16 protein-coding genes are annotated in these 18,540 nt (G+C 56.6%); 10 read left to right on the forward strand and 6 right to left on the reverse strand.

Annotation, left to right across the window (positions count from 1 at the left end):
* Positions 1–268: 268 nt before the first annotated feature.
* Positions 269–1,942, forward strand: a complete 1,674-nt coding sequence (gene ctaD, locus K3757_RS12535) for a cytochrome c oxidase subunit I (RefSeq protein ID WP_259995994.1) — start codon at positions 269–271, stop codon at positions 1,940–1,942.
* Positions 1,943–2,079: 137 nt separating this feature from the next.
* A complete protein-coding gene (locus K3757_RS12540; RefSeq protein WP_259995995.1) occupies positions 2,080–2,562 on the forward strand; it encodes a DUF2244 domain-containing protein in 483 nt (160 codons plus the stop codon).
* Positions 2,563–2,564: 2 nt separating this feature from the next.
* On the opposite strand, the gene K3757_RS12545 is transcribed toward K3757_RS12540, so the two are convergent.
* Complete coding sequence (locus K3757_RS12545; RefSeq protein WP_259995996.1) at positions 2,565–3,026, reverse strand: GatB/YqeY domain-containing protein; 462 nt, start codon at positions 3,024–3,026, stop codon at positions 2,565–2,567.
* A 236-nt stretch (positions 3,027–3,262) separates the two neighbouring features.
* On the opposite strand from K3757_RS12545, the gene carA reads away from it, so the two are divergent.
* Positions 3,263–4,420 carry a glutamine-hydrolyzing carbamoyl-phosphate synthase small subunit gene (gene carA, locus K3757_RS12550; RefSeq protein WP_259995997.1) on the forward strand — a complete coding sequence of 386 codons (1,158 nt, stop codon included), beginning with the start codon at positions 3,263–3,265 and terminating at the stop codon, positions 4,418–4,420.
* Between the two features lie 124 nt (positions 4,421–4,544).
* Positions 4,545–6,422, forward strand: coding sequence for a glycosyltransferase (locus K3757_RS12555; RefSeq protein WP_259996000.1), 1,878 nt, complete (start codon positions 4,545–4,547; stop codon positions 6,420–6,422).
* Here K3757_RS12555 and K3757_RS12560 read toward each other — a convergent pair.
* The gene (locus K3757_RS12560; RefSeq protein ID WP_259996001.1) at positions 6,419–7,084 is read right to left on the reverse strand and encodes a GntR family transcriptional regulator; all 666 of its coding nucleotides are present in this window, start codon (positions 7,082–7,084) and stop codon (positions 6,419–6,421) included. The two genes, K3757_RS12555 and K3757_RS12560, sit on opposite strands and share 4 nt — an antisense overlap.
* 106 nt (positions 7,085–7,190) lie before the next feature.
* On the opposite strand from K3757_RS12560, the gene K3757_RS12565 reads away from it, so the two are divergent.
* Together K3757_RS12565 and K3757_RS12570 are read left to right on the forward strand one after the other, a co-directional pair.
* A complete protein-coding gene (locus K3757_RS12565) occupies positions 7,191–7,838 on the forward strand; it encodes a pyrimidine 5'-nucleotidase (protein ID WP_259996002.1) in 648 nt (215 codons plus the stop codon).
* 12 nt (positions 7,839–7,850) lie between these two features.
* Positions 7,851–9,047, forward strand: a complete 1,197-nt coding sequence (locus tag K3757_RS12570) for a UbiH/UbiF family hydroxylase (protein ID WP_259996003.1) — start codon at positions 7,851–7,853, stop codon at positions 9,045–9,047.
* On the opposite strand, the gene ispG is transcribed toward K3757_RS12570, so the two are convergent.
* From ispG to hemA, 3 genes are all read right to left on the reverse strand, one after another.
* Positions 9,044–10,168, reverse strand: coding sequence for a flavodoxin-dependent (E)-4-hydroxy-3-methylbut-2-enyl-diphosphate synthase (gene ispG / locus K3757_RS12575; protein WP_259996004.1), 1,125 nt, complete (start codon positions 10,166–10,168; stop codon positions 9,044–9,046). The two genes, K3757_RS12570 and ispG, sit on opposite strands and share 4 nt — an antisense overlap.
* A 96-nt stretch (positions 10,169–10,264) precedes the next feature.
* Positions 10,265–11,539, reverse strand: a complete 1,275-nt coding sequence (locus K3757_RS12580; RefSeq protein ID WP_259996005.1) for a helix-turn-helix domain-containing protein — start codon at positions 11,537–11,539, stop codon at positions 10,265–10,267.
* Between the two features lie 119 nt (positions 11,540–11,658).
* Positions 11,659–12,882, reverse strand: coding sequence for a 5-aminolevulinate synthase (gene hemA, locus K3757_RS12585; protein WP_259996007.1), 1,224 nt, complete (start codon positions 12,880–12,882; stop codon positions 11,659–11,661).
* Positions 12,883–13,193: 311 nt separating this feature from the next.
* On the opposite strand from hemA, the gene K3757_RS12590 reads away from it, so the two are divergent.
* Together K3757_RS12590 and K3757_RS12595 are read left to right on the forward strand one after the other, a co-directional pair.
* Positions 13,194–14,570 carry a M20/M25/M40 family metallo-hydrolase gene (locus K3757_RS12590; protein ID WP_259996008.1) on the forward strand — a complete coding sequence of 459 codons (1,377 nt, stop codon included), beginning with the start codon at positions 13,194–13,196 and terminating at the stop codon, positions 14,568–14,570.
* A 205-nt stretch (positions 14,571–14,775) separates the two neighbouring features.
* Positions 14,776–15,069 (forward strand): DUF1330 domain-containing protein, encoded by a 294-nt coding sequence (locus K3757_RS12595; RefSeq protein WP_259996009.1) that lies wholly within the window; start codon positions 14,776–14,778, stop codon positions 15,067–15,069.
* Between the two features lie 259 nt (positions 15,070–15,328).
* Here the strand turns inward: K3757_RS12595 and tcuA are convergent, their stop codons facing one another.
* Entirely contained in the window at positions 15,329–16,798 is a 1,470-nt protein-coding gene (gene tcuA, locus K3757_RS12600) for an FAD-dependent tricarballylate dehydrogenase TcuA (protein ID WP_259996010.1), read from the reverse strand.
* A 60-nt stretch (positions 16,799–16,858) separates the two neighbouring features.
* Between tcuA and K3757_RS12605 the strand changes: the two genes are divergently transcribed.
* Entirely contained in the window at positions 16,859–17,509 is a 651-nt protein-coding gene (locus K3757_RS12605) for a GntR family transcriptional regulator (RefSeq protein WP_259996012.1), read from the forward strand.
* Entirely contained in the window at positions 17,509–18,540 is a 1,032-nt protein-coding gene (locus K3757_RS12610; protein ID WP_260001250.1) for an AbrB family transcriptional regulator, read from the forward strand. The genes K3757_RS12605 and K3757_RS12610 overlap by 1 nt, the downstream gene beginning before the upstream one ends.

Raw genomic sequence — 18,540 nt, forward strand, 5'->3', positions numbered from 1 at the left:
CATAATTGCGAAAGAATCCTACCAACGTGTTAATGTGGCAGCGTGATGGGGGTGCTGTGTTCCTTCAAATTTTCAACATGCCCCTAGCAGCCCTGCACAAAGCGGCAAAAGCACGGAAACAACGCAGCGGGGTCTTGAAAATACTTCCCCCTGCGACCATCGCGCCCATTGCTCTATGGAGCACATGGAATTAGAAGACTTTGCAAGTCCGCAGTGCGCCTATCAAAAGGCGCTTTTGCATATCAATACCTAGCCAAGGAGGCACCGCATGGCAGACGCAGCCATTCACGGGCATGATCATGAAGACGAGCGTGGGTTTTTCACACGCTGGTTCATGTCCACGAACCACAAAGATATCGGTATTCTTTACCTGATCGTTTCCGCATTCGTCGGATTCATCTCAGTCGCATTCACCATCTACATGCGCCTAGAGCTGATGAACCCCGGTGTTCAATACATGTGTATGGAAGGCGCGCGTTTCATCGCTGATTCCGCAGCTACCTGTACGCCCAACGGACACCTTTGGAACGTCCTGATTACCGGTCACGGTATTCTGATGATGTTCTTCGTGGTTATTCCTGCCCTTTTCGGCGGTTTCGGTAACTACTTTATGCCGTTGCAAATCGGCGCGCCTGACATGGCGTTCCCACGCATGAACAACCTGTCCTTCTGGCTGTATGTTGCTGGTACTTCACTGGCTGTCTGCTCTGTGCTGCTGCCGGGTGGCAATGGTCAGTCCGGTTCCGGTGTTGGTTGGGTTCTGTACCCGCCGCTGTCCGTAAAAGAAGGCGGCATGTCGATGGACTTCGCGATCTTCGCGGTTCACGTTTCGGGTGCTTCCTCGATCCTTGGTGCGATCAACATGATCACCACCTTCCTGAACATGCGTGCCCCCGGCATGACCCTGTTCAAGGTGCCGCTGTTCTCATGGTCGATCTTTGTCACAAGCTGGCTGATCCTTTTGTCCCTGCCCGTTCTGGCCGGTGCGATCACCATGCTGCTGATGGACCGCAACTTTGGTTTCGCGTTCTTTGACCCAGCAGGCGGCGGTGATCCGGTTCTATACCAGCACATCCTGTGGTTCTTTGGCCACCCGGAAGTGTACATCATCATTCTGCCAGGCTTCGGCATCATCTCTCACGTGATTGCAACATTCGCGCGCAAGCCGATCTTTGGCTACCTGCCAATGGTATGGGCGATCATCGCGATCGGCGCGTTGGGCTTTGTTGTATGGGCACACCACATGTACACAGTTGGCATGTCGTTGAACCAGCAGGCATACTTCATGCTCGCGACAATGGTTATTGCGGTTCCAACAGGCGTTAAGGTCTTTTCTTGGATCGCGACAATGTGGGGCGGCTCGGTTGAATTCAAAACACCTATGCTCTGGGCATTCGGCTTCTTGTTCCTGTTCACCGTTGGTGGCGTTACGGGCATCGTGCTGTCACAGGCTGCTGTGGACCGCTACTACCACGACACCTACTATGTGGTTGCGCACTTCCACTACGTGATGTCGCTGGGTGCCGTGTTCACAATCTTTGCTGGTATCTACTTCTACCTGCCAAAGATGACTGGCCGCATGTACCCCGAATGGGCAGGCAAGGTTCACTTCTGGGCGATGTTCATCGGTGCAAACCTGACGTTCTTCCCACAGCACTTCCTGGGCCGTCAGGGTATGCCACGCCGTTACATCGACTATCCTGATGCATTCGCATACTGGAACTTCTGGTCGAGCATTGGCGCGTTCCTGTCCTTCGGTTCATTCATCTTCTTCTTCGGTGTTATGGCCTGGACGCTGACACGCGGTGCACGCATCACAGCCAACAACCCATGGAACGAATTTGCGGATACACTGGAGTGGACACTGCCATCCCCACCACCAGAGCACACGTTCGAGCAGCTTCCAAAGCGCGAAGACTGGGACAAAGTCCACAGCCACTAATCGGCTGATCCGGTAAAAATGTAAAAGGGCTCCAACGGCGGTTGGGGCCCTTTTTGCTATTCCACCCATTGCAACCTTCCCTGCCCCCTCACAGTTTGTCGCATTGATCTGGCGGCAGTGTTTGTTAGGTTCAGCGTATGCCGTACGAATGGACATCACCGCCACACAGCACGCCACAGACCATGCGCCTGTGGCCGCATAATTCTTTGCCTGCGCGCGGTATGGCAGCCTTCGTACTGACGACCTTCACACTGATCTCGATCCCCGTGCTTCCCCTTCTTGGCTCCCCCATCTTGTGGGGGATGCTGCCGTTCACGCTGGCCGCTGTGTGGGGAATCTATCTGGCTTTGCAGCGCAACCACAAAGCCCGTCAGATCAATGAGGAGCTGGTACTGGACGAGGTAACGGCCCGCCTGACCAGAACCAATCCGAAAGGCGATGTGCAAGAATGGGACTGTGATCGCTATTGGACCCAAGTCACCAAATACGAAGATGAAGGTCCCGTTCCCCACTACGTCACACTGCGCGGCAAAGGCCGCGAAGTGGAGATTGGTGCATTTCTCAGTGAAGAAGAGCGGATTGCGCTCTTTGAGGATCTACAGCGCGTATTGCGCCGCTGATCCTAGTTGGACAGACGGTCCTTGAGCATCGGACCAACACGGCCGAAATCCATCTGACCTGTGTACTTGGCCTTTAGCACACCCATAACTTTGCCCATATCACGGATGGAGGAGGCGCCGACTTCTGCCATAGCGGCATCTACCGCTGCTGCGGTTTCGTCCTTGTCCAACTGGCGCGGCAAAAATTCCTCGATCACTTCGATCTCCGCGCGTTCACGCTCTGCCAGATCAAGGCGTCCGCCTTCTTCGTAGGCACGCGCGGATTCAATCCGCTGCTTGGCCATTTTGCCAAGGATCGCAAGCACTTCGTCATTGCCAACGCCATCGTCATTGCCTTCGGCACGCGCCGCAATATCTTTATCCTTGATTGCCGCATTCACAAGCCGCAGAGTAGACAAACGCTCTGCTGCCTTATCTTTCATAGCTTGTTTGAGGTCAGTACTGATACGTGTACGCAGGTCCATGAGATGCCTTTATAGCTGATCGGTCCAAGAGCGCAGACACTACCCAATCACAGGGCCACATGCAATGCGATTAAATTCGATCTAAGTTACTGAAATATATACGCAAATCATTTCGTCACGAATCTTGACCCTCCCCCAAGGCCGCTATAGGTTGCACCCGTTTGCCGCATGAGGTGCGCCGCACTTCGTCCCCGTTCCGGGCCCCTTTGTGGCCCCTCTTCCGGAAGGATTTGACCATGGCTTCTGCTACGCCTGCCCACCCGACTGCCTGCCTTGCACTTGCCGATGGATCTGTTTTTTACGGCACCGGGTTTGGTGCGGTTGGTCAAACCGTTGCCGAGATGTGCTTTAACACCGCGATGACCGGCTATCAGGAAATCATGACTGACCCGTCTTACGCGGGTCAGATCGTGACATTTACCTTCCCACACATCGGGAACACAGGCACCAACCCCGAAGACGACGAAACCGCCGATCCGGTCGCCGCGGGTATGGTCGTGAAATGGATGCCCACTGCCCCCAGCAACTGGCGCGCTGCACAAGACCTGTCTTCGTGGCTTGCCTCACGCGGTCGGATTGCCATTGGCGGCATTGATACCCGTCGCCTTACCCGTGCTATCCGCCAGCAAGGCGCGCCACATGCTGCGCTTGCCCATGATCCGGACGGCAACTTTGATGTAGCCGCCCTTGTGGCCGCTGCGCGTGAATTTGCGGGACTGGAGGGCATGGATCTGGCTAAAGATGTGACCTGTGCACAATCCTATCGCTGGAACGAAATGCGTTGGGCATGGCCGGATGGCTACAGCCCGCAAATAGACCCGAAGCATAAGGTCGTTGCCATTGATTACGGCGCAAAACGGAACATCCTGCGCTGCCTTGCATCCGCAGGCTGTGACGTGACCGTTCTGCCCGCGACAGCGACCTACGAAGAGGTAATGGCCCATCAGCCAGATGGCGTATTCCTGTCAAATGGCCCCGGTGATCCGGCAGCAACCGGAACCTATGCGGTGCCTATGATCAAGGATGTCCTGAACAACACGGAGCTGCCTGTTTTTGGTATTTGCCTTGGACACCAGATGCTTGCACTGGCCCTTGGTGCCAACACCGTCAAGATGAGCCACGGTCACCATGGTGCAAACCATCCAGTCAAAGACATTGATACCGGCAAGGTCGAAATCACCTCTATGAACCATGGTTTTGCGGTTGATGGTCAGACATTGCCCGCAGGTGTGGTTGAAACGCACAGGTCGCTGTTTGACGGTTCAAACTGCGGTATTCGGATGGAAGGACGCCCGGTCTATTCGGTGCAACACCATCCCGAGGCATCCCCTGGCCCGCAAGACAGCTACTACCTGTTTGAGCGCTTTGCCGCAGCCATGGCAGCACGCGCCTGAGCCACCGTCCGTCAAGGACATGCCCGAAGCCGTTATTAGAGGCGAAACAAAGCGCCATTAACCAAGTTTTAATACTTACCTGAGATCGTTTTAACGAATTAGAAACGATCTCAGGATGGCCGCGATGAGCGACCTTTACCTGCGATTGCCTGACCCGCAAGCCGCCAGCCCCCCCTTGAAACGGCTACCGCTTGGACGGGTGATGGTAAACGCGGGCATCATATCGCAGAATGATCTTGTGCATGCGCTGGATCTACAGCGCCATATCGATGCCCCACTGGGCGAAATTCTCGTATCTGAGGGGCTCGCTTCTCCGCATGATGTTCTGCACATGGTCTCCCGCCAGCACAACATCCCCGTGGCTGATCTGCTGATTGATCCGCCGGACCTATCCTTGTGCCATACTCTTCCATCAAGCCTGTGTCTCAAGCATCGCTGTGTCCCGTGGCTGAAGATGGGCGATCTTCTGTTGGTCGGGGTCAACCACCCCGATCACTTTCACCGCTTGCGCGCCTGTCTCGGATCCGGGGCGCGGCGGATGTTGCCGGTTCTTGTGGATGAGAAACAAATCAGGCAGCATATTGGCACGCTTTACGGCGTTGAATTGGCACATAAAGCTGCGACACGTGTTCCCGCGCGCGAAAGTTGCCGCGGCTTCAATCCCGATACCTCATCACGCAAACCTTTCGCTTTTGCACTCCTCGGTCTGGTAATTGTGATCTTAATCATCTGGCCGCTTTGGACCTTTACGGTTGCCACACTGTTTGCCTTTGCAACGCTGGCGATGAGCACGACACTCAAGCTTGCAGCTTTTGTGGCCCAAACAACAAAGATGTCCCAGACGACCAATAGTATGGCTCTTCCCCCGCGTGAGGCCTTTCCTCTTCCCAAGGTGTCCGTCCTCGTTCCCCTGCTGAATGAAAAGGAAATTGCCGGCAAACTGATAGAGCGACTGAACCGATTAACCTACCCGAAATCGCTGCTCGAAGTTGTGCTGGTTCTGGAGGCGGATGATACCGTTACGCGAGAAACGATTGCAGCGACCCAGATGCCCGGTTGGATGAGCGTGATCGAGGTCCCCCACTCTGATAAGCTGACCACCAAACCACGCGCGCTCAATTACGCGCTGGATTTCTGCCGTGGGTCGATTATCGGGGTTTGGGATGCAGAAGATGCGCCAGAGCCGGACCAGATTGAAAAGGTTGTGACCCGTTTTCAGGATGCACCGGAAAATGTCGCCTGTCTTCAAGGTGTTCTGGACTATTATAATGCGCGGTCAAACTGGATCTCGCGCTGTTTTGCCATTGAATACGCCACGTGGTGGCGCATGATCCTACCGGGCGTCGCGCATCTGGGTCTTGTGATCCCGCTGGGCGGGACAACCCTGTTTTTCCAGCGCGACATCCTTGAAAAAGTAAACGGCTGGGACGCCCATAATGTAACCGAAGATGCCGATCTGGGGGTCCGCCTTGCGCGACACGGCTATGTCACTGAATTGATCCCGACCGTCACATATGAAGAAGCAAACTGCCGGGCGTGGCCATGGGTCAAACAGCGTTCCCGCTGGCTTAAGGGGTTTCTGATCACGTGGATGGTGCACATGCGCTCGCCGGGTGCCTTACTGCGTGATCTGGGCTTGCTGCGCTTCCTCGGGGTTCAAACGCTATTGCTGGCAACTTTCACACAATTCGCCTGCGGACCGTTGCTATGGTCATTCTGGGTGATACTTGCAGGGTTCGAGCATCCGGTGACCAGCACACTTGGCGCCCCTACAGCGCAGTTCATGATGTGGTTTTTCATCGGCGCTGAGATGCTCAACCTCACTATTTCGATGGTTGCTGTCTCGCGCCGCGAACATCGCCACCTCATGGCCTACGTATTCACCTTGCCGCTGTATTACCCAATGGCCGCGATTTCCGCTTATAAGGCGATGAAGGAACTGGTGCTTGAGCCGTTCTATTGGGACAAGACCGAGCACGGCATAACAGGTAGCGTTGATTAATTTTCCGCCTCGCGGCGCGCCGCCTCTTGTTTGAGCCTTGTCGTGAAAGCTACCGAAATATGCGCGCGCAAGGCTGCGTCGGCGGCGTCACCGTCTCGTGCCTCAATCGCGCTCACGATGCGGTCATGCTCTTCTTGTGCAATCGCACCGCGGCCCACAACGGCTAATGACGTTGTCGCCATCAATGCCATCGACCGATGGACAAGGTCCAATTGCTGCACAAGAAATCTGTTATGGGACGCCAGATGAATCTGTTTGTGAAACCGTCTGTTGGCGCGTGACAGGGCCGCGGGATGCTCCTTGAGCGCGTTGTCCGCTTCCACCATTTCGCGCAGCAGCCGTACTTCTTCTTCGGTGGCGTTACGGGCCGCAAGCCGTGCCGCCAGCCCCTCCAGTTCACCACGCACGACATAAAGCTCTGCCATCTGGTTATGGTCCAGTGACGCAACGATCAGGCTGCGCCCGTCCCGCACCAGCAGGGATTGTGTCTCTAGCCGCTGAAGAGCTTCGCGGATCGGAGTCCGTGACACGCCAAAACGTTCTGCCAGTTCGCTCTCAACCAAACGATCACCGGGGCGGTATACCCCTGTGTCGATCGCATCCAGGATCATCGAATAGCCGTCTGTGTTGCCGGGCCTTCCGGGCGGGGTCGCTGGGGGCATAGTGTGCCCTTTCATCAAATTTCACATCACCTTAACGCTTGCCGTCCAGCGCGCCTAGCCATGATCGCCCCTTGCGCTGACCTGTCGCCCCGCCTACCAAAGCACCATGTCCTATGATGCCTTTTCCCACGTAAACACCTGGGTCTTTGACCTTGATAACACCCTCTACCCGCCAGAGGCCCGATTGTTCGACCTGATTGAGGTACGGATGACCGATTGGGTGATGCAGGCCATTGGCGTTGACCGCGCAGAGGCCGACCGCCTACGCAAGCATTATTGGCATACCCACGGTACAACACTTGCCGGTTTGATGCGCGAACACGATGTTGATCCGGAACCATATTTGGTTGACGTTCATGACATCTCAATGGACAGCCTCACGCCGGACCCCAAACTGGCAACGGCCATTCGTGCCCTGCCGGGTCGTCGCATCGTCTACACCAACGGCAGCGCGCCCTATGCCGAACGCGTGTTGAACGCACGTGGACTGTCGGGCTTGTTTGACGCAATCTACGGTGTCGAACATGCCGGCTTTCTGCCCAAGCCAGAGCGCGCCGCATTCGACTCCGTCTTCAGCCAAGACCAACTGACGCCATTAAGTGCCGCCATGTTCGAAGACGATCCACGCAATCTGGAAGTACCGCATGACTTGGGCATGCGTACCGTGCATGTTGCGCCCGCGCGCGCTGACGCGCCGCATGTGCATTACCACACGAACGACCTATCTTCATTCCTGCAAACACTGATCAAGTAGGAAGGCGTAGCCATGACCGACACTTGCGATATTCTCATCTCCGGTGGTGGCATTGCAGGGCTGACCGCGGCGGCGGCCTTCGGCACAGCTGGCTTCAAAGTGATCTGCGTGGACCCTACGCCGCCCGTCACCGATGGCGCAGCCAGAGGCGCTGACCTCCGATCAACAGCGATGCTGCAACCCGCCAGAGAGCTATTGGAAAGGGCCGGTCTGTGGGAGCCTTTGGCACCTCATGCTGCCCCGCTGCAAGTGATGCGTATCATTGATGCCGGAGGCGAAGAGCCAACGCCGCGTGTCACCAAAGAGTTCGATGCGTCCGAGATTTCCGACCAGCCCTTTGGCTGGAATTTCCCGAACTGGTTGCTGCGCCGCGAGATGCTGGCACGTTTGGAGAAATTGGACACAGTTGATTTTCGTGCAGGCGTGGGTACCAAGCACCTGTTCACCCGCGAAGGCAGCGCCAAAGTAACCCTGAGCGATGGCGTGCGGGTGCAGACCAAGCTGGTGATCGCTGCCGACGGGCGCAGCTCTCCGATGCGTGAGGCCTCGGGGATCGGCGTGCATACACAACGCTATGGGCAAAAGGCGCTGGTCTTTGCGGTGACGCACCCGATTGCGCATGAAAATGTCTCAACGGAAATCCACCGCACAGGTGGGCCTTTCACGTTGGTCCCGCTACCCGACCGCGACGGGCTGCCGTGCTCTGCGGTGGTGTGGATGGATGACGGGCGTCTGGCCCAAGAGCGGCTGGAAATGGACGATGCCGCTTTTGAAGAGGCCGCTACATTGAGGTCGTGCCATCATTTCGGAGATCTGACACTGGTCAGTCCAAGGCAAGTCTGGCCGATCATCACACAGCACGCAGATCACCTGAGCGCGGAACGCGTGGCACTAATCGCCGAAGCAGCACATGTTATGCCGCCGATCGGCGCGCAAGGACTGAACATGTCGCTATCCGACATCGCAACATTGCTTGATCTGGCCGAAGCCCGCCGCGACGGGTTGGGCGATGCAGCGATGCTGGAAGCGTACCACAAGGCCCGCTATGGCGACATTACGCTTCGGGTCCGCGGCATTGACCTGCTGAACCGCGCCAGTCAGGCCAGCAGCACCTTGGCCCGCGATGCCCGCGCCGCTGGGTTAGGCGCGCTTTACGGAGCTGCCCCTGTGCGCAAACTGCTCATGCAGATGGGTCTTGGGATGCGCTAGGCCTCTTCGGCTGCCGTCTCTTCTTCGATCTTGGCTGCCCGGGCTTCGACCTGTTCGACGATGTGATCGATCATCTGCCCATTATCGAGCTTATGGCTTTGCTTGCCGGCCAGATAGACCATGCCGGAACCTGCCCCGCCGCCGGTAAAGCCAACATCTGTCATCAACGCCTCACCGGGGCCGTTCACCACACAGCCAATGATGCTCAGGCTCATCGGTGTCTTGATATGCTCCAGCCGTTTCTCAAGCGCCTCAACCGTTTTGATCACGTCAAAACCTTGCCGTGCGCAGGACGGACAGGAGATAATGTTCACACCGCGGTGGCGCAGGCCAAGCGATTTGAGTATCTCATAGCCCACTTTCACCTCTTCAACCGGATCAGCGGACAGTGAAACGCGGATCGTATCGCCGATACCCATCCACAGCAGGTTACCAAGGCCAATCGCAGATTTGATGGTGCCAGATGTCAGCCCTCCCGCCTCGGTTATCCCGAGGTGAATGGGCGCGTCCGTGGCTTCTGCCAATTGTTGGTAGGCGGCGGCGGCCATGAACACATCCGAGGCTTTGCAACTGATCTTGAATTCGTGAAAATCGTTGTCTTGCAGGATTTTGATATGGTCCAGCCCGCTTTCGACCATCGCATCCGGGCACGGCTCACCATATTTATCGAGAAGGTGTTTCTCAAGGCTGCCGGCATTCACGCCGATGCGGATCGAACAATTGTTGTCGCGCGCGGCTTTAATCACCTCTTTGACGCGCTTTTCGTCGCCGATGTTGCCCGGATTGATACGTAGACACGCAGCACCTGCCTCTGCCGCTTCGATCCCGCGCTTATAATGAAAGTGGATATCCGCAACGATGGGTACCGGGCTTTCGCGCACGATCTCTTTCAGCGCCTTAGAGCTTTCGACGTCGGGCACAGACACGCGCACGATATCAGCACCGGCATCTGCCGAAGCCTGAATTTGGGCAATTGTCGCGCGGGCATCGGTGGTCAGGGTGTTTGTCATCGTTTGCACTGTGATCGGCGCATCGCCCCCCACGGGCACGTTCCCCACCATGATCTGACGCGATTTGCGGCGGTAAATGTTGCGCCAAGGACGAATATGGTTCAGCGACATGTCAACCTCATCAGACATTTGGGACATGGCATACCTAGCCATGCAGAGGGTCGGCTGCAATGACAAGCTAGGAAATAAAGGGAAGGGATCGGCGGGTTATTGATCTGCAGCAGGGGGTGTCGCTGCCGCGCGCAATTCGGCAACCAGTGTTTCCAACGCGCTGTCCTGACCGGGCTGTGCCGGCTCATAAAGCTCAGCCAAGGCCTGCTGCTGCAATGGCACATTGGATGTAACGCTGCCACGTCGGCCTACGGGGCCGAAAAATTCACCGTTCATCACGAAATAGACCGCGCCACTTTGACCTGTGCGCAGCGAAGGCGCCTCTTCGAGGGATGGCACATCAAATGTGTCGCCCTTCTGCATGACCGTCTCAAAGATGTTGGTTCCGTCAGCACCAGTCACACGCACCCATGTCTCGCCTGTTGCCACAACCTGCACAGCAGGTGCAGGACCTTCCAGAACCTGAGGAACGCTCAGACCGGTTGGTGCCGTTTGCGCGCCAAGTGCTTCGACCAGAGCCGTGTCAACACCACTAGCAATCAAACCTTCATCGCCCGCGGGAGCCACAGGTGCGGAGGCTGTTTCGAACAACCCGCTCGTACGCGGGTCAAGGGACGCGATCGGGGCATCACGCGCCACCAGTACCGGCACATCAAGTGCGGCCGGACGATACAGGCGGTCAAGCGCCTCAACACGGGGGGCGTCCTGCAAGGCAGTCGGCGTAGCGACACCGTCAACCATCGCAGTTTCGAGGTTTTCGTTGGCTTGCAACGGATCAAGATCGGACAAAACAACCGGCGTTTGGTCTACAGGCGAAACCTGTACGCGCTGGACTTCTTTCAGAACTGTCCAGCCGCCAAAACCGATGGCACCAATCAGCGCCATCAATACCAGCATGGATCCGATTGCAGCCGGTTCGATACGCGACATGAAAGAATTGCCGCCGGGCGCAAAAGGCATAACCGGCCGTGAAAAGATATCATGCTCGGACTGCTGACGGTTCAGGCGCTCTTCGCGGGTAGGTTTACGCACAACCGAGGCTTCGGCAGACATGCCGTGCGCCACGCTGAAACCGCTTTCGGTGCAGAAGGCTGCAAATGCCTGGTCGGGGTCCATGCCAAGATAGCGCGCATAAGAGCGTACATAACCTGCAATAAAACCGGGGGTGTCAAACGCATCTGGATCGGCGTTTTCGATGGCAGCGATATAGGATGCTTTGATCCGCAATTCGCGTTGAACATCAAGAAGGGATTTGCCTAGCGTTGCACGCTCGCCGCGCATGAGATCACCAAGACGCAGTTCAAAAGCGTCAAAGCCAGACTGCTTTTCCGCCTCTTGCTCAACATTCCTGGAGGCCCAACGCCCGATCATGCCAATGCCCTCGCCTCTTATTTTATCGGTACACCCCGACGAACCGAATTTGATTCGCCACACCGCTTTGTTGATAAAATAGTATCACAGCGCAATCGCATTAGCGAGATATTGACGACTTATCCCGCCTGTTCGGCACGATTCAGCGCACAATGCGACCACAAACCGTCCATCGCGTTCACCAAAGCGTCCATTTCGCGGGGGCCGTGGACGGGGGATGGGGTAAAACGCAACCGTTCGGTTCCACGAGGCACTGTGGGAAAATTGATCGGCTGAACGTATATGCCGTAATCATCCAGCAACATATCGGACAGCATCTTGGTGTGAACTGGGTTGCCAACAATTACCGGCACGATGTGACTGCCGTGATCAATAATCGGCAGACCTAATCCCTTAAGCCGCAACTTCAGTGCTTTTGCCTGTTGCTGATGCTTTTCGCGCAGCTCTGGCGCACGCTTGAGATAGGCGACAGAGGCCGCAGCACCGGCAGCGACCGCTGGAGGAAGTGACGTGGTAAAGATGAAGCCCGGCGCATAGGATCGGATAGCATCGCACATCTTCGCGCTCGCCGCGATATAACCGCCCATGACGCCATAGGCTTTGGCCAGCGTCCCGTTGATGATGTCCAGACGGTGCATCAGGCGGTCACGTTCGGCCACCCCTGCCCCGCGCGGACCGTACATGCCAACAGCGTGCACTTCGTCAATATAGGTGAGCGCGCCGAATTCATCCGCCAGATCACAAATGTCTTCAATAGGGCCAAAATCACCATCCATAGAATAGATGGATTCAAACGCGATCAGTTTGGGCGCATCGCTGTCATCGGCTTCCAGCAGCTCGCGCAGGTGCGCAACATCGTTGTGACGGAAGATACGCTTTGCCCCGCCGTTGCGACGCACACCTTCAATCATGCTCGCGTGGTTCAAGGCGTCCGAATAGATGATCAGCCCCGGAAACAACTTGGGCAGCGTGCTAAGCGTGGCATCATTGGCAATATAGGCCGACGTGAATAGCAGTGCGGCTTCTTTACCGTGCAGATCGGCTAGTTCGGCCTCAAGACGTTTGTGGTAGACCGTCGTGCCCGAGATGTTGCGCGTGCCGCCCGATCCGGCGCCGGTCGCCTCGATCGCTTCATGCATCGCCTGACGCACGACTTCATTCTGGCCCATGCCAAGGTAGTCATTGCCGCACCAGACGGTGATGTCTTTTTCACTTCCGTCAGGTTTGGTCCAGACGGCATGCGGAAAATTGCCATTGCGGCGCTCGATGTCGATGAAGGTGCGGTAGCGACCTTCGTCATGCAGGCGCTCAATCGCCTGATCAAGCTGTTCGGAATAGGTCATACGCGTCTCCGTCCGGTAGGGGCACTGCAAGCCCCCAAGTCACTCATCTTAGAACCGATATAGAATTCACCGCTTGTGTTCAATGGCCTAGGGACGCACGCAATGTCGCAGGGCAGACCCAAAGCGATAGAAGCGTTCCGATTCAGCAAGATAGCCTTTGATTGCAGTAAGCAGACACGCACTGGACAGCGCCCGTTAGCGCGACCAAGACCTGATAAGTGCAGCCGCCTCCTGTCTGCGCTGTCACGCTCTGGACACGGGCGTAAGGCCTGATAGGGTCGCGGAAAATCCCCTTTTAACGGAGCTTTCCCATGTCCCTAGATGCCGTGCTTGCCCAAATCGACAAGGATCTTCCAGCCGCGACCGAGCGGTTGCTGGATTTGCTGCGGATCAAGTCCATCTCCACCGATCCCGCCTTTAAACAAGACTGTCAGGACGCTGCGGACTGGCTAGTGGCGGACCTGCAAAGCCTTGGCATCGACGCGCAAAAACGCCCAACCCCCGGTCACCCGATGGTAGTGGGCCATGTCGGCCCTGAAAACGGCAAGCCGCACCTGCTGTTTTATGGCCACTATGATGTGCAGCCGGTGGATCCGCTGAACCTATGGGATCGTGACCCGTTCGACCCGGCAATCGAGGAAACAGATGCTGGGACTGTGATCCGTGGACGCGGCGCCGCCGATGACAAAGGGCAGTTGATGACTTTTGTCGAAGCTTTCCGGGCGTGGAAAGAGGTCAAAGGCGAGTGGCCATGCCGCATCACCTTCTTCTTCGAAGGTGAAGAAGAATCAGGTTCGCCGTCGTTGGTGCCTTTCATGGAAGAGAATGCGGAAGAATTGCGCGCTGATTTCGCTATGATCTGCGACACCGGCATGTTCCAAAGCCGCACGCCCGCCATCACCACGATGCTGCGCGGCCTGCTGGGTGAAGAGCTGACCATCACAGCCCCGTCAAAGGACCTGCATTCAGGCATGTTCGGCGGAATCGCCATGAACCCGATCCGCGTGCTGTCGCGCATTATTGCATCTTTGCACGATGACGAAGGAAAGATCACGATCCCCGGCTTTTACGATGGCGTGCCGGAACTACCGGATGAGCTGGAAGCGCAGTGGCAGGGCCTTGCCTTTGATCACGCAGGCTTTCTGGGGGATGTAGGGCTGTCGGTTCCGGCTGGCGAGCAGGATCGCACCCCGCTCGAGATGATCTGGTCGCGTCCGACATGCGAAGTTAACGGCATCGGCGGCGGCTATCAGGGCGACGGGTTCAAAACCGTCCTGCCCTCGCAGGCCAGCGCCAAGATTTCCTTCCGCCTTGTGGGCGATCAGGACCCCCTTGCCATCCGCGAGAACTTTCGCGCTATGGTGCAGGATATGCTGCCAGCAGATTGCACGGTTGAATGGAAAGACCACGGCGCCAGCCGGGCATCTGGTACGGCGACCGATGATCCTGCCTTTGGCAAAGCTCTTAAGGCATTAAGCGATGAATGGAACGTCCCCGCTGCCTTTATCGGGTGCGGTGGTTCGATCCCGATTGCAGGGCATTTCCAGAATATCCTTGAGACGCCACCCGTCCTGATCGGATTTGGCAAGGACGACGATCAAATCCATTCACCCAATGAAAAGTACGACATGGAGAGCTTCCACAAAGGCATCCGTTCTTGGGCGCGGATTTTGGATGCTCTGACCTGAGGGATCAAATTTGATTGGGGCGAATTGCGCAGTTTCAACAAACTGACGATTTGCCCCAATGGCAGCTATAAGCCCCTCGGGTGGAGTACTCCGCCACCGTCAATCATGCTCAAGAACCGGGACTGGATAGGCAACGTTGCCAGATGATGCATTTGCGCGCTAAGCTGGCCGGATAATCCGGTCACGCGCAACGCAGGAGACCATTGTGGCAGTATACATCATTGGGCAGATGGAAATTCACAGCCGGGACTGGATGGAAGAGTATTTTGCGAAAATACCCGACTTGGTGAGCTTTCATAATGGAGCGTTCAGGGTGCGCGGCGGCAATCCGGCATGCCTTGAGGGGGACAGGAAGGTGCCGGACGCTGCTTTCATTATTGAGTTCCCAGACCGCGTTCACGCAGAGACATTCTGGAATTCAGACGAGTTCCAGTCCCTTGCGGTCTTGCGTCGCTCCGGCTCGTCTCTGAACGCCATCCTCACCGATGGGCTGGAGTAACCAGATTTCTACGAAGTCCGCACAGCCGACCCAGCCTCGGTGCCGGCCTTCTGCGCGGGCGCCGCGAAGGGCCGCCTCGAGCCCATAATTAACAATTTTCTGTGCCGCGGCTAAAGTCGGCTTTCGGGAGACCGGAATTTAAAAACATGTAATCCCGATCCGAACGCAAGTTAGCTATTCGTTCAGCGCTGCAAGGCAGCTTTCCCGAAGCGGTCTTTGCCGCACTCAACAGCCGACGGCACAGATGTCATTGATTGTATTATGCCTGAGATGCCCCATACCCCGCACGGCGGCCAAATACAGCGCCTGACGTGAGGCCCGACCCGCCCGGGTAGCCCGCAAAAAAGACGCCGCCGACGATCTCGCCACATGCAAACAGGCCTGCAATTGTTGAGCCGTCCTCCCTTAGGACGCCACCCTTGGCGTCTACTTTCAATCCACCATAAGTGAATGTTATCCCGCCAGTGACTGGAAACGCGCGGAAGGGTCCTTTGTCGATTTTCTGGGCCCAGTTTGATTTTGGCGGCGTCAAGCCATCGGTTGCTTTGCCATCCAGAACGGTTGGATCAAACGCGGTTTGGGCATCCACCGCATCGTTGTAAGCGTCAAGCGTAGCGGTGGCAGCCTCTGCGTTTACGCCAGTCATCAGGGGCACCAGCGCCTCCAAGGTTTCAGCTTCCACAAAATGGGCGTCATGAAACCTGTATTCGGCATAGAGAAGTTCGAATACTTTGCTGTCAAAGATCTGCCAAGCAAACTGGCCTGGCTGCTCAAGAATGGCGGCACCATACTGCGCATAGGTATAGTTGCGGAAATTAGCACCTTCATCGACAAAGCGCGCACCGTCGGCATTCAGCATAACGCCCAAGAAATAAGAGATTTTGCGGTAGTTTTTGCGTTCGCCAGCAGGCAGGTCAAGATTTCCGAAGTCGGCCATATGCAAGTCCATCGGAGTTGCATGGCATCCAGCATAGAGACCATATTCAGCAGCGCCTACTTCGTTTGCCATTGTCAGCCCGTCGCCGGTATTGTGCGGCGTGCCACGCACTTTTGCGGCTTTCCAGTTCGGGCCCATATGTTTGACCCGCATCTCGTCATTTGCCTCAAATCCACCGGAGGCAAGGATCACAGCATCAGCGTGCAGGACCTCATCACCGACGCGCACCCCAACGACCTGGCCATCCTCGGTCACCAGACCTGTGACAGCACTATTGTAGCGAACGACACCGCCCATCCGCTCAACTGCCGCCAACTCCATGTCGAAAAGGCCAACCCCTTCGTTCTCTGCCGCCAGCGTCAGGCCGCCCCAAAACACATGACGTCCATCTTTTTCAAAACTTTGTCGGCTATAGATCGGCTCGAACTTCACGTCATGCGAAGCAAGCCAGCGCATCGTTTCGCCCGACAGGTTGACGAGCGCTTCTTGCTCCTCGGACAGCGGACGGCCGTCGTTGAAGCCCAACAGGTCATTGCCGAATTTCTCTGTGTCATAGCCCCCGAAATCAGCGTTCTGCACCCGAGGGTCATCGGGGTTGCGCAACAGCGGCAAAAGATCCTCTGCCCCGTCATAGGCAAACCGCATGGCACCTGCCGTGTACTTCGTATTGCCCCCCGCCAAAGCCTGATCGGCCTTTTCCAGCAGGGTCACCTGCGCCCCTTTTTCCAACGCTGCGATCGCGGCACAAAGGGCGGCGTTACCTGTTCCGACGACAATCACTGATTTTGACACTGGTGTTTCCTCTTCACATCTATATTGTATCCAAGCGGATACAATTTGGACCTCACTAAGATGAACAGCACAGAATTGCAAGACATGTCTCAAGGAGAACTCGCGTACCATCGTTTGCATGCGGCGATTCGAGCGGGGGAATTCCTACCGGGTGACCGTCTGCGCGAGATAGACGTTGCAAAAAAACTGGACCTATCGCGCACACCGGTGCGCGAAGCCTTGCGCAAGCTTGAGAACGACGGGATCGTCGAGCATCGCCCCCGTTTAGGCGCTGTCATTCGCACCCTGAGCACCACAGAAATCGTTGAGCTCTACGAAATGCGGCTCGTCCTTGAACGTACCGCTGCAGAGATGGCAGCCAAACATGCAAACCCCGCCGAGGTCGACCTCCTCAAGGAAATCAACGAACAAATTGATGGCGCGGGGCAAGACACCCCCCGCGCAGCCGCCCTTAATCAGGATTTTCACCGCAGCATATACCTCGCTACCCGCAACCGCTTTCTGCTGGCTTCGGCCCGTGCGCTTAACAATGCGTTGATTTTACTGGGGCCGACCACGCTGGATGACGAAGCGCGGATCAAAACGGTCAGCAGTCAGCACGAACAGATCATCACAGCTATCGCCGCAGGGGATCAACAGGCGGCGGGTGACGCGGCAGAGGCGCATTTGCAGACCTCCCTGCGCCACAGGCTCAAGGTGTTACAATCGTGATGCCGCGTCTGTACGCTTTTGCGGTCGCTGGAATTGGTGTTCTTGCTTTCAAGATTATGCACTTGCCCCTGCCTTGGTTGCTCGGGCCGATCTTTGCCTGCCTGATCGCCTCATTGGCCGGTGTGCCGATGCGTGGGATCAAACTGGTGAACGATGCAATGCGCACTATTTTGGGCGTAGCTGTAGGTGCGACATTCACAACCACCCTACTGGGTTCCATGGTGGGGATGTGGCCGACCTTACTGATGATCCCCGTAATGACCGGCTGTATCGGAGTGGTCGGCGTGCTATATTTTCAACGGCTCTGGGGCTTTGATTTTGCGACCAGTTACTATTCCTCCATGCCCGGCGGCTTACAGGATATGCTTGTCTTTGGAGAGGAAGCTGGCGGCGATGTGCGCGCCCTGTCGCTCATCCATGCCACGCGGGTTATGGTGATTGTCGTTGTGCTGCCGTTTTTACTGACGTGGGTCTGGGACGCTGATCTAAGCAACCCTCCGGGTGCCCCCGCAGCCAGTATTGAACCGGTTCAACTGGGGCTTATGGTGTTTTGCGCTCTCGCCGGGTGGCAGATCGCAAAACTGGCAGGCATGTTTGGCGCTACAATTCTGGGCCCGCTTCTGCTGGCCGCGGCATTTGCACTGACCGGAATTCTAAACCACCGCCCACCGGCAGAGGCGATCTGGGCCGCGCAGTTCTTTATCGGCATGAGCGTGGGGACCAAATACGCAGGTGTCACCATGGCCGAAGTGCGCACGGATGTGACGGCAGGTCTAGGGTTTTGCGTGATCCTTCTGGTGCTGACCATCATCTTTGCCGAGACCATTCACCTTGCTGGCCTTGCCCCGCCAATGGAAACGATCCTTGCCTTTGCGCCGGGCGGGCAGGCAGAGTTGACTGTGCTGGCTTTGATCGTGGGGGCAGATATGGCCTTTGTGGTGGCGCATCATGTGCTACGCATGTTCGTGGTCATTCTTGGTGCGCCGCTTTTCGTACGATTGTTTGATGTCGACACTGAACAAAGGAAATAA

The organism is Sulfitobacter sp. S223 (genome assembly GCF_025143825.1).
GTDB lineage: Bacteria > Pseudomonadota > Alphaproteobacteria > Rhodobacterales > Rhodobacteraceae > Sulfitobacter.